The organism is Mycoplasma testudineum (genome assembly GCF_002245785.1).
Lineage (GTDB): Bacteria > Bacillota_I > Bacilli_A > Mycoplasmatales > Metamycoplasmataceae > Mycoplasmopsis_B > Mycoplasmopsis_B testudinea.
Map to the genome: position 1 here is coordinate 72,484 of NZ_NNCE01000006.1, position 15,492 is coordinate 87,975.

Below are 15,492 nucleotides of genomic sequence, written 5' to 3' on the forward strand. Positions count from 1 at the left end.
TATTTTGCTCTTACAAATAAAACATTTACTATTATGTTCTTTAATGGCTAAAAAACATTTTTTTGTTATAATGATTAAAAATTCATGTAGAAAGATTTAATATTATGAATGAAAATAAAAAATTGCCACAAGCAATTAAAATTCAAAATCTTAAATTTCAATATTCAAAAGATAGTGATCTTATTTTAAACAACCTAAATTTGGAAATAGAGCAAGGTACTTACAATGTTTTTGTAGGTCAAAATGGTAGTGGAAAATCTACAACAACTAAACTTATAGCAAACGTGCTTAAACAATATGATGGGGAAATTGAAATTTTAGGACAATTAAAATCAAAATCCAACGGCAGAAAATTACAAAAAAAAGTTGGAATAGTTTTTGATAATCCTGATTTTCAACTTATAGGATCAACAGTTGAAGAAGACATAATTTTTTGTTTAGAAAACTATAATTTCAAGTCTGAATTGATGCCTGACATTGTCCACAATGTATTAACCGATGTAAATATGCTTGATTACCGAAAAACTGCACCAGATCAATTAAGTGGAGGCCAAAAGCAAAAAGTTGCATTAGCTACGGTTTTAGCATTTAGCCCAGAAATAATAATTTTAGATGAAGCATTTTCGATGTTAGATTACAAAAGCAAAAAACAAATTCAAAATATAATTTCCCAACTTCATAAACAAAAAAACAGAACAATAATATCTGTGAGTCACGATATGGAAGAATTGGTAAAAGCAGACAACATTTTTATATTCAAAAACGGAAATATTATTGCTAAATTGACATACAAGGAATTAATAAATAATAAAGATTTACTTTTAGAAAATGGATTAGAATTGCCTTTTTTACCAAACCTGATTAGTGAATTAAAAAATCTAAACATAAATGTTAAGTCAGATGATTTAAATGTAGAAAGCCTAGCTACACAATTATGTTTAATGCAAAAATAAATATTGAAAAATATAGTCAGGAATTAACAAGTGTAATTGAAAAATTCAATAAATATTTACAAAAAATAAATTCCAAACATTATAAGATTCACCAAAAAATAAAAAAAGTTGCTCAATCAGAACATGACCATCACCATTTAGATGTATTTCAAAGTCAGATGCTTTTGAATAAATATAAATATTTAAAAAAATGCGAGAAATTAATTAGTTTTGTAGAAAGAAATAATATTCTTTTAGCAAATAATCAGATGATGAATTTAAATAGTTTATGAGAACATGAATCATTACATTTGCATAGAATTAATTTTTTTTATTTTGATGAACCTAAGAAACCAAATCACGTACTTAAAAATATTGAAACAGTAATTAAGCACGAAAAGACAACCGTAATAATGGGTAAAACAGGAAGCGGTAAAAGCACATTAACTCAAATTATGAATGGGCTTATAAAACCACAAACAGGTTATTTAGAAAATGGTAATTTCTTTTTATTTGCAAATAAAGATAATTATTATCTTTCTGAATTAAAAAGCAAATTTGGATTAGTATTTCAATTTCCTGATTATCAGTTATTTTCAAATAATATAGCTGAAGAAATTTTAGCCGGGCCAGTTAATTTAAAATTGGTTCAAAAAAATAATTATGCTTATGCGCTTCAATATTTGAAAATGGTTCATTTACCTGAAGATTTATTAAATAGAAGTCCGTTTCAATTATCTGCAGGACAAAAAAGAAGATTAGCTTTGGCGAGTATATTGGCAAATCAAGTTGAAACATTAATTTTAGATGAACCCAATGTAGGTTTAGATCCTGAAGGTGTAACATGATTAAAACAGATGATTGAGCAGTTGAAAACTATGGAAAAAAGAAGAGTTATTATTGTTAGTCATGATATTGATTTTGTTTTAGAAGTTGCAGACGAAATTAAATATTTGGACAACGGGCGAATTGTTTATGAAGGAAATCCTTTTGATTTGTTCAATAATAAAGAATTAGTAAGTAAACTTGGAATTGAAATTCCTTCGGTAATAAAAATGCAAAATGCATTAGCTGAAAAAGGTATGAAACTAGATAATTTACACAATAGGTCAATAAAAGAATTAGCAATGTCAATAAGTCGTAGTATAGGACAAAAATAATGCACAGTACTCACGGAAAATATTTATCAACAAATAATTGAGCAGTTAAATTAGATCCAAGACTAAAACTTATTGCAATCATTTTATCAATTGTGTCTGTGTTTTTAGCTTCAGGTTTATATGCTTTAATTGGTATGCTTATTTTGTTTTTTATAATTATGATTTTAAGTAAAATACCTTGAAAAATTTATCTAACTATTATTAAATTTGCAATATTCTTTTTTATCTTTTTAACGCTCATTAATGGTTTTATTTATTTGCCTAATTTGACAGTTGGAAATAGTGTAAATAATGAATCTCTTGGATCATTTATTTATTCTGGAGGCGGTTCTTATGGCGGTGTTACTTGATACTCATTTAATACTAAAGTTGTAACTAGAGCCACATTTATCACTCTAAGAATTGTAGTAATTTTAACAATGATGTTGTGATTAACTACAACAACTCAAGCACTAAAATTAACATTAGCTTTTCAGGGAATTTTATCTCCTTTAAAATTTATAAAATTCCCGGTTGAAAAGATAAGCTTAATTCTTTCTTTAGCAATTCAAAGCATACCTTTACTAGCAAATGAATTTCATCAAGTAATAAAAGCACAATCTGCTAGAGGAATTGATGTTGAATCAAAAAACATTTTTAGAAAAGCAAAAGCACACATTTCTGTAGTTATACCTATGTTTGTAAATGCTTTAAAAAGAGCTGAAAATTTATCTCAAGCTTTAGAAGCAAAAGGTTATGATTCAACTAGTCCTAGAAGCCATTATCCACGTCAAAAAAACAACTATTATCAGTGACTGGGTTTAGGCCTCTATATAGCTTTACTAGTATTTGCAATTCTTGCATATTGAAACTTACAATTTGTAAGACCAATACCGGCACAAGCTAATTATTTGTTTATTATTGAAAACAATGAATTCTTCAACACAATATGAAAGTGAGATGTACTATTTACTACTTAATATGAATAAATTTATAAAAATTTGATACAAGTTAAAAATTTCAAAATTAAGTCCATATGTTTATATTTTTGCATTATTTACATTTATTGCATTAGGTGTATTAATTTATGGTTTAGTATATTTTTCTACTTCAGGAACCATTAACCATGGTGACCACGTTGATATTAGAGTTGCCTTTATTTGAGATCATAATTCAGTTTTATTTATTTCTCTTGGTATTTCATTAACTATCTCAATGCTTATAGCAGATGCAATAGTTTGAATACTAATTTATAAAAATGAAATTTGATGAATTCATGCAATTGTGAATAGTAAATGATATTTGCGTTTAGTAAAAAAACGCAAAATTGTTGATACTACTCATCCTCAGTCACAAAATTATCAATTTAAAAAAATTGACATATCAAAACTGGTTTTCGAAAAAATTGAAAAGATTACTTTTTCAAAAATAATATTTCAGGACTTTTTGGCAACTAGTAAAATGAATAGCAAAGGCGAGACATATAAAATTGCTCTAACAGCAATATTGTTAGGTTTATCAGTAATTTTATCAATGTTAGAAATACCTGGAATTCCATTGCCGTGAGGTAGTGCATTTATGCTAAGAATATTTGAAACTATGGTTTTAATTTTAGCAATAAAAATGATAGGTGTTTTATATACATTAATAATTGCAACTAGTTCCCCTTGATTGCACTTTGCTATTCACGCAGTTCATTCACCAATCGATGTAGTTTTTTACATGGTGAATAACGTATTAGTGGTTTTTATTTTTTATGCTCTTTACTATTTATTGTTTAGAGCTTCCACTAGATGAGCTTATGAAAAAGATGACAAAAATAAAAAGTATTTAGTTAATACTAAAAGTATTATTGTTAGAAAAGTAATTTCACTAACGCTGTTTTCGTTCTTAGCAGCATTAAGTGAAGCATTTGGTTTTTTGGCAACTTACTTTTTAGTCACCGGTGAATACACTTCAATAGTTCACAAGATTTATTATGATTCACTTGATAATAGAGGTTTAAATAACATAAATAATGCTGTTGCTTTTATTTCTACATTAAGTGCAATATTTTTAGTTAAATATTTGCTTGAATCATTAATATTTGTTGCTACAGAAAAAAAAATAATATATATCAACCGACAATTCGGTTTAGTTTAAGGAAAAAATGAAATTATATAAAAAATTATTACTAGGATCTGTAATACCGATAGCTTCAATTGGTTTTGTAGCTTGTTCAACAGTTACTCCATCTGTTACTTCAGAGGTTGTTAAAAATTTAAGAACTTTAGTATTTGAAGGTGGTTTGAATGAATTAACTCAATCTTTAGATACTAATATAACTAAATCTTCTGCAGATGTAAAAGCAGCTTACGACAAAATCGGAGCAACAACAAATATCAAAGATGATAAATTAGATCCTGCAGTATCGAAAAATTTAAAAATATTTTTAAGAGATTACTCAACATGAATAATTTCTAATCCAAATAAGTTACAAATAGTTGATACTGAAAATAATCCAATTTCTGCTCAAGATTTGTTTAAAAATCCAATTGCAATTGATTTTAAAAATGTAACAAGTCATAGTAAAATAAATTATTATCACCCATATACACTTATAAATATTTTCAATAAAGAGGAAATAAATTCACCTGCGTATTATGACACAAGCATAGATGAACACCGTGACGGTCAGAGCTATACTCATAACCATAATCACTCACACGATCACGGAGATGGACATTCACATGACCACGGAGATGGACACGGGCACTCACATGATCATACTGGAGAAGATGATATAAATTCACCACAAGATAATGTTATGTCAACTTACGTTAGTTATGAAGGTGGAGTTTTTATGAGAGTTGATAGAACATATAAAAGTGAGTTATTTTCAGGAATCAGAGCTAGCAGAACAATTGTTAAATTTGACAGAACATTCCCGATTCAAGAATTTACAAACTGAGTTCATGCAGCACAAGAAAAAGAATCTAATGCCGATACACTTTTAGAAAATCTAAAACAAAAATACGGAACTCCGAAAATTTACATAATTTCCGGAATTAATGAATAATTACATCTTTTAAAGATGGTGCATAATCATTTAATTAAAATTTGATTATGGGCGCACTCAAGCTATAAGCACGAGTGCTTTTTTTTATTTAAAAATTGACACCTAAATAAATTAAGCGTCAATTTGAATTTTTTAAATTAATTATTTTGATTTAGAATTTGCTTTAAGTTTATTAATCATGTTTGCCTTATAAACTTCTACTCCAGGATTATCAAAAGGATTAACTTTTAATAAATATCCAGACATAGCAACTGCTCTTTCAAAAAACATGAATAATGCACCTAATGATTCAGGAGAATTATCTTCAATTATCAATTGAATATTAGGAACTTTACCAACATTAACGTGAGCAGCTAAAGTACCTTCATATGCAGCTCTATTTATATTGTGCACACTTGTATCAATTAAATAATTTAATCCATCAATGTTTTCAATTGAATCTTCAATTTTTAAATCAAATTGAGGCTTTTCAACTCACATGATTGTTTCGAAAAGCATTTTTGAACCTTCTTGAATAAACTGTCCAACTGAGTGTAAATCTTGAGAATTAAGTGCAACAGTTGGGTAAAGTCCTTTTTCAAGTTTTCCTTCTGATTCTGCAAATAATTGTTTTCATCATAAAGTTAAGTGTTTTAAAAATGGTTCATAAGCAACTAATAATTCTGCTGGGTATTTAGTATGTAATAAATATCTTGCAACAGCGTATTGATAAGCTATATTATTTTCTAAATCACTTGATTTATATAGTTCATTTTCTTTTGCAGCACCTTTTAAAACTGCTTCTGCATCAATTCCAACACATAACATTGGGAAAATTCCTACTGGTGTTAAAACACTGAATCTTCCGCCAACATTTTCAGGTAAAACAAATTTTGTATATCCTTTAATTTTTGTTAATTCAGCTAATGTACCAGTATTTGCATCAGTAACAACTGAAATGTAATCTTTTGCATTATGAGGTCCAACTTTTTTTTCTAATAAAGCACTAAATTCTCTAAAAGCAATAGCTGGTTCAAGTGTTGTACCTGATTTTGAAATTACACAAATTGCAAACTTTTTCTTTTCAACATATCTAAGTTTTTGATACAAATCTGTTGAAGATAAATTTGTTCCAGCAAAAAGAATTTCCATTGCTCTATTAGTTGGATATTCTCCTTGCAAAAATTCAATAGCAGCTTTAGCGCCCATGTATGAACCACCGATACCAATAACTACTAAAATTTCTACATTATCTTTTTGCCATTCTAAAGCCTTAGTTTTCATTAGCTTGAATTCTTCTTTATTATAAGTTTCTGGTAAATCTTTTCAACCTAATTTTTCAAAACCTGGAGTGTTGAATTTATTCATTTCCTCATTTATAGTTTTTACTTTATCTTTGTATTTCAAAATGTTATCCATTGAAACTGCATGATCTAAAATTAATTTGATTTTGCTCATTTTTTTATATCCTTATCTGCTTGTTCTTTTAATTTTCAGAAACCGCCACTTGTTGGTTTTAATTCGTATTTACTACGCGGACTCATTAAGTTTGGTCTAATAGCTTTAAAACTTGCTAAAAACCTATTATTATTTAAAATTTTTGTGATTTTAACATCAATAAATTCGCCTATTCTTAAATACCTTAGTATATTTGCACTTAATGCTTCAATTTTAATTGAATTTGACACAATCCCGCTTCAGCCATTAGTTAGTTCAAGTAAAATACCTTTTTCATTAATTGTTACTATTCTGGCTTTATGTATGCTTCCGATTTCCATATTTTTAATTTTAAACCATTGTAATTGAAAGGGTATAAAAATAATAATTTTCAAAAACGTAAAATTTTTTAAAAAATGTGGAAAAAAACCGTATTAAAAAGTTCTTATCTAAAAATTTGCAATATTAAAAATATAATAATAGAGAGGTAAATATGAAGAAAATAATAAATAAAATTGAAGACATTCTAAAAGAAATGCTAATTGGTGCTAAATATCTTGATAGTAATATTGAAGTTGATTTAGAATCACAAGTTATATATAAAAAGAAAATTGATAAAAGTAAAGTCTCTTTAATTTCAGGTGGTGGTTCAGGTCATGAACCAGCACACGGCGGTTATGTTAAAGCAGATTATCTTGATGCTGCAGTTGCAGGTAATATTTTTACTAGTCCAACTCCGGATATGATTTTAAAAGCAATGCAATATACTAAAAGCGATAAAGGTGCTCTTTTAATTGTTAAAAACTATTCTGGTGATTTAATGAATTTTTAAATTGCAAAAGAATTAGCTGAAGCAGAAGGTATTAAATCTAATTTGGTTGTTGTTAATGATGATGTTGCAGTTGAAAACTCAACCTATACACAAGGCAGAAGAGGAATAGCAGGAACAGTTCTAGTTCATAAATTTGCTGGTAAAGCAGCTAGTTTAAAAATGGATTTAGATCAAGTTACCGAGATAGCTCAAGAAGTTATTGATAATGTTAGAACAATGGGAATTTCATTAGGTAGTGTTACGGTTCCTGCTGTAGGAAAAGCAAGTTTTAAAATTGATGAAGATGAAATGGAAATAGGTTTAGGAATTCACGGAGAACCAGGAATTAAAAAATCTAAAATGCTGTCTTCAAAAGAAATTGTTAAATTAATTTTAGATAGAATCTTAGCAGATTTAGATTACAAAAATTCAGAAGTATTAGTTTTAATAAATAATCTAGGTGCAACAACTGACATGGAATTAAGTATTGTTGCTAAAGATACATTTGAATATTTAGAAAGTAAAAATATAAAAATAGTTAGAGCTAAAAAGGGAACTTTTATGACTTCTTTAGATATGCCAGGAATATCAATTTCAGTACTTAAAATTACAAAAAAACTTAAACCGATTCTTGAAAAGTTTGATAGAGATTAATTTATGAATTGAAAAAAAGTTTTTATTGAAATTGCTGATGAAATAATTTCTCAAAAAGACTATTTAACAGATCTAGATATTGCAATTGGTGATTCAGACCATGGAATTAACATGGAACGTGGTTTTAGTAATGTTAAAGTAGCTATTGAAAATATAGATGAAACTAATGTCCAAGAAATTCTAAAATCTGTAGGTATGATCTTACTTTCAAAAGTAGGAGGTGCTAGCGGACCTTTATATGGGATGTCTTTTAGAGAAGCTTCAGTAAAAGTTGATAATTCAATGTCAAAAGAAGAAATAATTGAAACAATTGCTGCTTCATTTGTCTATACAATTAAACGACTAGGTAAATCACAATTAGGTGATAAAACGATGATGGATGTTTGAGAAAATTTTGCTAATTTTTATGCTACAGAAAAAGATAAAGCTAAAAATATTAAGAAATTAAATGGATTTGTTGATTCTACAAAAGATATGGAAGCTAAAAAGGGAAGAGCTTCATTTCTTGGAAAGCGTTCAATTGGAACAATAGATCCAGGCAGCGCTTCAAGCAAAATAATAATTATGGGTTTACTTAATATTTAAAATGAAACTAATTCTAATCTCACACCATTACAATTTAGTTGAATCAATTAAAGAATATATTATTAATATGCTGCCTGGAATAAAAGCTGATGACATTATTAATGCAAGCGGACTTGAAGATAATTCACTAGGAACTGATTTAGAAAAAATATCAGGTTTCATTCAAGAAATTGATTCAAAAATAGTTTTATTACCCGATATCGGAAGTTCTGTGATGCAAGCAGAAATTGCTAAAGAAATGTTTCGCGATAAAGAAATTTTAGTAGTTAAAAATGCTTTTCTAGAAAGTGCATTTGCTATTAGTGCAATTATGGATGATGACATCACTTTTGAAGAAATTCTAAGCAAACTTCAAAATGTAATTAGTAAGTAATAATTAATGGGTCTAACCCATTTTTTTATAAAAAAAATGATACCGCTAAGTATCATGAAGTAATGCAGAGTAATCTTAAATAAGACCTTTTTTTCGTAATGTTCTTGCTGTTTTGGCAGTAACACGTAGTCTTATTTTTTGACCATTTTGTACCAATGTAATGTATCTTAAATTCAAGTTAAATCTTCTTCTTGTTGAGTTAAGAGCGTGAGATCGGTTATTACCAAACATTGGTGCTTTACCTGTTAATTTATCTTTTCCGGCCATAAGTTCCTTTCATTAGAATGGGTCATAATGTTTTTTAATAATACCACAATACATTTAGAAAATGCATTTTTAAGTATAACTATAAAATGCTACACTATTTTTAACATTTTCTTATTGAATTGTTTCCTATGTCGCTATGCTTAACTAAAAACCAATTTAAAAAATAATCTACAATAATTTTGTATGCAACAATAACGTTTAATTTTCTATAATAATTGTATGAGCAAAATAGATAAAAAAGAATTAAAAAAGAAATTAACTGATATCCAATATCGTGTAACACAGGAAAACGGTACAGAAGCACCTTATACTAATGAATATGATGAACACTTTGAAAAAGGTATTTATGTAGATATAGTAGATGGTAAAGTTTTATTTTCTTCAATTGATAAATATAATTCAGGTTGCGGTTGACCAGCTTTTACAAAACCAGTTGAAAACCTAACAGAAATAGTTGATAAAAGTCACGGAATGACAAGAATAGAAGTTCGTTCCCAATCTGCCGATAGCCACCTAGGACATGTTTTTAACGATGGTCCAAGAGATAAAGGCGGATTAAGATATTGTATTAATAGTGCTGCCTTAAAATTTATTCCATATGAAGAAATGGAAAAATCAGGATACGGAGAATATTTAAAGTTATTTAAATAGAAAAATAAACCAATATCCACAGGTTTTGGGTTTTTAATTTTAAGAGTTATTAGATGTTATGTGATTTACTATGTATGAAAAAATCTGCAAAATTACTAAATTGTCTTTAGTTTGAAAATACGAATAAATATTTTTTGACAATTGATTTTCAAATTTTGGTAATGTTAATTTATGACAGAATGAAAGATACGAGTTAACAGATGCGTTTTTTTTAAAAATAATAGTTCTTCTTCATTACCAAAAAAAATTACATTTTCTGGATTTTTTTTACAATACAAAATTTCATCTAATGTCAAAATTTGTTGGCATTGAAAGCTAAATTTGATAGTATTTTTTAATCACTCAAGAGACTTTCCTATTACAATTTTGGGGATTTCATATTTTAAATTATTTATGAAAATTGAAATTTTGTTATTCAAGATTCTATCAATTTCTAAATTAATTTGATGCATAAATGAAAAATTAAAATTGTGTTCGTATTTTTTTGTGTGTAAAAAAAGTGATTTTTTTTCGTAAAACATATTTAAGAAAATTCTCATATCTTTAAAATTTTGAAATCCTAATTTTTTCGACAAATTTGTCAAATAGTTTTTTGAAATATGATGGGTTATCAATATTTTTTTGATTGGTGAGTTTATGTAAAATTGACAATTTGTAACTATATCTCGAAATATATTTTGTTCACTACTGTTCAATTTTTTTATTTTTCTGTAACCAATTTTGATATTTAGCATATATAAACTTTACAATAAAAATCACGTAATAACTTTTTAAATCATGTGATTTTATCAATTTTCACTCTTTCAAGGTCATCAAAATTAATGTAACTTATAATACTTATGTATAAATAAAAAAAATGGAGATGTAAAATGAAATTATTTAAAAAAATTTTGAAATTGTCTTTGCCAGCAGTTCTTTCTGCTGGTGCAATAATGGCACCTACAGTGACGCTATCAGTAAATGAATATGGAAATTACCCAGTTGACTTACATGGGACTAATGCGTTTTGAGGAGTTAAGCATCGTAAATTCGAAAGTAGAATTAATGGATTTGTTTTGCCAGGTTACTACGGTAGTTCTTGATTTTCATACTATCCTGGTCAATTAGACATTGATCTTGATGGATATCAATATATTAAAAGAGATGGCTATTGAAAAGAAAATTGATTCTTGTTTTTCAAATATCATACTTTTGAAGAATATAGTAGATCAGTAGTAGCTAAAGGACAAGTTAAAGTTGATAGCCGCTATGTAATAGGACAAGGTAAAAAAAATGTAGTTAAATTTATAGATGTAGCAGTGGTTCAGGCCATAGATACTATAACTTCTAGATCGATTTCACACGGTGTAACAATCAGTACTTCCGGTGAAGTTCAAGGTAAAGTATCGAAAGATGAATTAGGATTATCGGCTTCTGCTAAAATTGATATTTCAAGAACATATCTATCTACTAAAAATTTTGAATTAGTTGCGAAAAGTCAAAATTTTAGAGCACCAAATACAGGTTTTACTGTTCAAACTTATGGCATATCACATAATATACATGTCGGTTATGTTCCTAGAACCGCATTTGTGACAGCTAAGGCAATGATACTAGATGTATATGAAAATAATGAATCAAAATATAATAATAGTCTTGTCACAGTAACAGAAATAGATGGTGTTAATTACGCTGTAGGATATGTTGATGCAGATACAGGGAAAACATTCGCTTATCAATTAGTTTAATATGACAAAAAAAGCAAAATGATGAACAATTGGAGGTTTGGCTGGGGGACTAATTATTGTAACTCCAATTGTGGGAATTGGAATTGCTTATGCACAACATATAAATAATTTAAATAAGTTAGTTACAATAGAAAATTTTAATTTTATTGACGAGCAAGATACTTTAGAAATAAATAATGAATCTTCAGCCGTTATCAATAAGAAAATCAAAGAAGTGTATGGTGACATCAATCAACAGATGAATGATAGTTTCACTCAAAATTATTTCGAAATAAAATTAGATGTTGACAATTGATATGAACAATTAATGTCCATAAGTTCATATGACTTTGAAAATAAAAATTTGCCATTAATAAATTTAATAAAAAATAATTTTGAATTAGGAAATGTTAATTATGATTCGGCAACTTTATCAATAGATACATTTTCATCATTAAATTATTTATTTTTGAAATTATCACTTGGAATTAATAAAAATAATGATGAAGTGTTTAAATACATTGAAGAAGTGCTAGCTCCTTGATTTGAAAATGTAATTCTTTCTAAAACTTCATTTAATACATATAGCAAACTAATTTTGCAACAATTTGCAATTGTATTTAAAATACTTAAATTATCAAATCGTCACAACAATTTGATCGAACGAGTAACTCAAAAATATGTTCATTATCAGGAAACACTCCAATCTATTAGTAATCTTTCAGATGTAAAAAAACAATTTGAGTTAGAATTTTTAACGCCTTTAATTCTCCAGGACGGCAATATTGACTTGAGCATTTCATTAGTTGATGAATTTAATAATCTTTTTGATGGATATGATAATAAAAAAAATGAAATGTCAGAAGAAGATGCAAGAGAATCAATTAGAAAATTAAAATTATACTTTAGTTTAAATAACAACATTATTAGAAGTAAAATTGCAAAATATTATTATTATATTCAAAATAAATTTCCGAATTTTGAGTGAAACTATACTACATATTTAATTTCTAAAAGTGTGGGTTTTAATTTAAAATTACAGTACACTGTTTTGGATTCTATTTCCAAAATGAGTATTGAAAACTTTAAATACATTGAAAAAATAAATCTTCAAAAATATATTTCAATTTTAACGTGAAATTTTAGAACCAATTTGATTAATAAATCTAACTTACCAGAGTGATTTGCTAAAACAGAAAATATTTTAAATAACTATATTGAATCGTCTGATTTTTTAGAAACGTATAATGGAAATGATAAAATTCAAAATGAAATAAAGTTAATATCCAGAAGTACTAATTTAAACATTGTTAAAACTGAATTTGAGTTTTGAAAATTATTGGGCTACGATTTAACGTTTGTAATTTTCTTCTTTTCGAAATTTGATAGTCCTATTTTTGTAAAAGCTAATCCATATTTTAGTAGGGAAGACAAAGGCGTAGAAGCAGCAATATCTTTTTGAAGCGTTAACCACAGTTTAATCTATTACGCAACAGGCAAAACTAATTTTAAAATTAAAAACGGAATATTGGAAAATTGAAGAAACGAAGAATCATTTAATTATAATTATCATTTAGTGACCGAAAAATATCTAAGTTATTTTCCAGAGTATATTTGAGTTTCAAAACAATTATATAAAGACCCGGGATTTTCCACACAGGTTCAAATAGATGTATTTAAAAAATTTGTTGAAGCAATTAAAGTAGAAAATAGTCTTATTAGCTATGAACAAATATTCGTTTGAGTTAAAGGTTTGGCAGCTAATAAAGTTCTTTGGAAAGAGCATAAACAATATTTAACTGAAGAGGTTTTTGGAAAAATTACTTTAGCGCCTTCAGTGGATAATATTGTGTACCGTGATAATGTTATTGATTTAAATTCAACTTATTATTATCAATTGATACTTAAATATTTTGAATAAAATAAAATATTCTTTTAAAAGGCGCCAAATATACTGGTGCTTTTTAAAATCTTTAAACAATTAACATCCTTATTTGTTTCTTGTATTAAAATTAAACACATAGTTAAATTATAAAAAGGGTATTATGAAAAATAGATTATTATATAGATGAGACAACTTTAAACACCAGCTACATCCACCTTCTTATTCATCTTGAAAAGGAATTGTATTTGAGTCAATTAATAGAATCTATAAATCTGTAGGTTATTATGTAACCTTAATAATAGCATTTTTAGCATTATTTGCATTAACTTTTTTCCTTTACTGTTGAATCAATCACAAATAAATGTTCTTGATGATGCAGTATACAATATTTCAAATTTTAGCCCTTTTTCACTAATATTCATTTTAATTCACACAATTTTTGTTGCTTATCCTCTACTAGGAAGTAATAAGAAATCTGGTTACGAGTTATTAGTTGCTGTAAAACCAATTTCGAGATTGTACGTATTTTTAACTAGGTGTTTAATAATATTTGCTTTTGTATTCTTGTATTCTTTAATTTATGGGACGTTAATAGGCATAATACTATTAAGCTATATGGCTAAATCAGATTATGTATTACCAATCTTTATAATTTTTATTAGAGCTGTATTTGTTATATTTGGTATAAGTGTATTATTTGTTTCGTTATTAGCTTTTTTATCACAAATAATCAATAGAGTTGGTGCACTTGTTATTGGCGTTGTCTCATCATTTATTATTGTTTTTGTTCCGATTGTTGTAATATCAGTTGGATCAATTGAAGATTCATCGTCGCGTATTAGTCCATATAATAGCGTGTTTGCGAATAGACAGCATATTGCAAATAAAAGGTCTTCATTACAAAACGAAGGAAATCTTTCTATAATAAAAAATGGAAATGATATATTAAATCAAAATAATTTTTTACAATATTTCATTACACTTGATAAAAATAATGCTGATGATATTAATGTAATAAATGAAATTCAGTCGATCCAAAACAAGGAGAGAAATTCTTTCCGTAATTTTTTTAAATATATCGATATCACTAATTTATTTAATAATGGAATTTTTAAAGTTGGCGGAATAAGCGATGAACTTGGTACAAGTAATTCAAATATTGTTCAATTTTCAAATTCTGAACTAGAAAAATTTTATGTTATTAACATAGTGCAAAATTCAGAAATAATAAAATATTTATTTGCATTGAATGCAACAAATAAAACAAATTCTGAACTTAATATTGTTCCAAAAATCGGTAGGTCTATTGGTGCAAGCGAAAATATTGAAAATGATTTTTTAAATATGTATAAATCAACTATTGAGTCGACTTTTATCGATGTTTTTAACACAAGCAATTCAACAGATATAAATGAAATCTTTCAAAATGGAATTGCTGCATCTCTAAGCAATTTAAATCGTGCGAACCCAATAAATTCTTGAAATTTCAACTTCAACTTAAGTGGTTCTAGTGGTTTTGTGATTACAAATGATAGTGGTTTGGAAGTGCAAATTTTAGATGATAATTTTGTTTTTGCGCAATTGATGTTTGCTCAAGTTTTAAATAATATTAGATTTAATAGAAATTTTACACTTAATCCACAATTTGAATCTAATCCAAGAATTGGTACATTGAACCTTATTCCTTTAAACAATCAAAATGCTGTCTTCTATGCTGAATCAGGAATTGCACATTCACCAGTGCCGCCTACAATTATTTACATAATATTAGGATTGAGTGGATTGTTAATAAGTATGTATGTTGTAACAATCAAGAAAATTGTTGCGAATTAATTAAAATATTTTCAAGCATTTATCCCCTAACTAACACACAAATAACACTGTGAATTTTTGACCATTAATTGGAACTATTAAAATATTATTAAAAATAAGTTTGTTTGTAGTGGTACCTTAAAGTTGGACTAAAAAAATTATATATATTCTAAGGAATGTTGTCTAAAGTTATAAGGCGACAT

15 protein-coding genes and 1 pseudogene are annotated in these 15,492 nt (G+C 27.0%); 13 read left to right on the forward strand and 3 right to left on the reverse strand.

Annotated elements, in window-relative coordinates:
* The first annotated feature begins 104 nt into the window (after positions 1–104).
* The 5 genes from CG473_RS03230 to CG473_RS03250 are packed head-to-tail and all read left to right on the forward strand — an operon-like array spanning position 105 to position 5,129.
* Positions 105–953 carry an ATP-binding cassette domain-containing protein gene (locus CG473_RS03230; RefSeq protein ID WP_094254878.1) on the forward strand — a complete coding sequence of 283 codons (849 nt, stop codon included), beginning with the start codon at positions 105–107 and terminating at the stop codon, positions 951–953.
* On the forward strand, positions 935–2,092 hold the full coding sequence (locus CG473_RS03235) for an ATP-binding cassette domain-containing protein (RefSeq protein WP_094254879.1): 1,158 nt from the start codon (positions 935–937) through the stop codon (positions 2,090–2,092). Before CG473_RS03230 ends, CG473_RS03235 begins: the two co-directional genes overlap by 19 nt.
* A complete protein-coding gene (locus CG473_RS03240) occupies positions 2,092–3,051 on the forward strand; it encodes an energy-coupling factor transporter transmembrane component T family protein (protein WP_094254880.1) in 960 nt (319 codons plus the stop codon). Before CG473_RS03235 ends, CG473_RS03240 begins: the two co-directional genes overlap by 1 nt.
* Positions 3,002–4,213 carry an MPN160 family protein gene (locus CG473_RS03245; RefSeq protein ID WP_094254881.1) on the forward strand — a complete coding sequence of 404 codons (1,212 nt, stop codon included), beginning with the start codon at positions 3,002–3,004 and terminating at the stop codon, positions 4,211–4,213. Before CG473_RS03240 ends, CG473_RS03245 begins: the two co-directional genes overlap by 50 nt.
* Before the next feature lie 7 nt (positions 4,214–4,220).
* On the forward strand, positions 4,221–5,129 hold the full coding sequence (locus tag CG473_RS03250; RefSeq protein ID WP_094254882.1) for a hypothetical protein: 909 nt from the start codon (positions 4,221–4,223) through the stop codon (positions 5,127–5,129).
* Positions 5,130–5,270: 141 nt separating this feature from the next.
* On the opposite strand, the gene CG473_RS03255 is transcribed toward CG473_RS03250, so the two are convergent.
* Both CG473_RS03255 and CG473_RS03260 read right to left on the reverse strand, forming a co-directional pair.
* Positions 5,271–6,566: a glucose-6-phosphate isomerase gene (locus CG473_RS03255; protein WP_094254883.1), complete on the reverse strand. Its 1,296-nt coding sequence runs from the start codon at positions 6,564–6,566 to the stop codon at positions 5,271–5,273.
* The gene (locus CG473_RS03260; RefSeq protein WP_094254884.1) at positions 6,548–6,886 is read right to left on the reverse strand and encodes a S1 domain-containing protein; all 339 of its coding nucleotides are present in this window, start codon (positions 6,884–6,886) and stop codon (positions 6,548–6,550) included. The genes CG473_RS03255 and CG473_RS03260 overlap by 19 nt, the downstream gene beginning before the upstream one ends.
* Before the next feature lie 194 nt (positions 6,887–7,080).
* Between CG473_RS03260 and CG473_RS03265 the strand changes: the two are divergent.
* From CG473_RS03265 to CG473_RS03275, 3 genes and pseudogenes are all read left to right on the forward strand, one after another.
* A pseudogene (locus CG473_RS03265) lies at positions 7,081–8,010 on the forward strand (dihydroxyacetone kinase subunit DhaK).
* A gap of 3 nt (positions 8,011–8,013) precedes the next feature.
* A complete protein-coding gene (dhaL, locus tag CG473_RS03270) occupies positions 8,014–8,595 on the forward strand; it encodes a dihydroxyacetone kinase subunit DhaL (RefSeq protein WP_094254885.1) in 582 nt (193 codons plus the stop codon).
* Position 8,596: 1 nt separating this feature from the next.
* Positions 8,597–8,968 carry a PTS sugar transporter subunit IIA domain-containing protein gene (locus CG473_RS03275; RefSeq protein WP_094254886.1) on the forward strand — a complete coding sequence of 124 codons (372 nt, stop codon included), beginning with the start codon at positions 8,597–8,599 and terminating at the stop codon, positions 8,966–8,968.
* A 75-nt stretch (positions 8,969–9,043) separates the two neighbouring features.
* On the opposite strand, the gene rpmB is transcribed toward CG473_RS03275, so the two are convergent.
* The gene (gene rpmB, locus CG473_RS03280) at positions 9,044–9,235 is read right to left on the reverse strand and encodes a 50S ribosomal protein L28 (protein WP_094254887.1); all 192 of its coding nucleotides are present in this window, start codon (positions 9,233–9,235) and stop codon (positions 9,044–9,046) included.
* Positions 9,236–9,454: 219 nt separating this feature from the next.
* On the opposite strand from rpmB, the gene msrB reads away from it, so the two are divergent.
* From msrB to CG473_RS03305, 5 genes are all read left to right on the forward strand, one after another.
* On the forward strand, positions 9,455–9,886 hold the full coding sequence (msrB, locus tag CG473_RS03285) for a peptide-methionine (R)-S-oxide reductase MsrB (RefSeq protein WP_208107025.1): 432 nt from the start codon (positions 9,455–9,457) through the stop codon (positions 9,884–9,886).
* A gap of 869 nt (positions 9,887–10,755) precedes the next feature.
* Positions 10,756–11,613 carry a hypothetical protein gene (locus CG473_RS03295; RefSeq protein WP_094254889.1) on the forward strand — a complete coding sequence of 286 codons (858 nt, stop codon included), beginning with the start codon at positions 10,756–10,758 and terminating at the stop codon, positions 11,611–11,613.
* Between the two features lies 1 nt (position 11,614).
* A complete protein-coding gene (locus CG473_RS03300) occupies positions 11,615–13,513 on the forward strand; it encodes a hypothetical protein (RefSeq protein ID WP_094254890.1) in 1,899 nt (632 codons plus the stop codon).
* Between the two features lie 124 nt (positions 13,514–13,637).
* Positions 13,638–13,838 (forward strand): hypothetical protein, encoded by a 201-nt coding sequence (locus tag CG473_RS04185; protein WP_133509995.1) that lies wholly within the window; start codon positions 13,638–13,640, stop codon positions 13,836–13,838.
* 254 nt (positions 13,839–14,092) lie between these two features.
* A complete protein-coding gene (locus tag CG473_RS03305; RefSeq protein WP_094254891.1) occupies positions 14,093–15,310 on the forward strand; it encodes a hypothetical protein in 1,218 nt (405 codons plus the stop codon).
* The last annotated feature ends 182 nt before the right edge of the window (positions 15,311–15,492 follow it).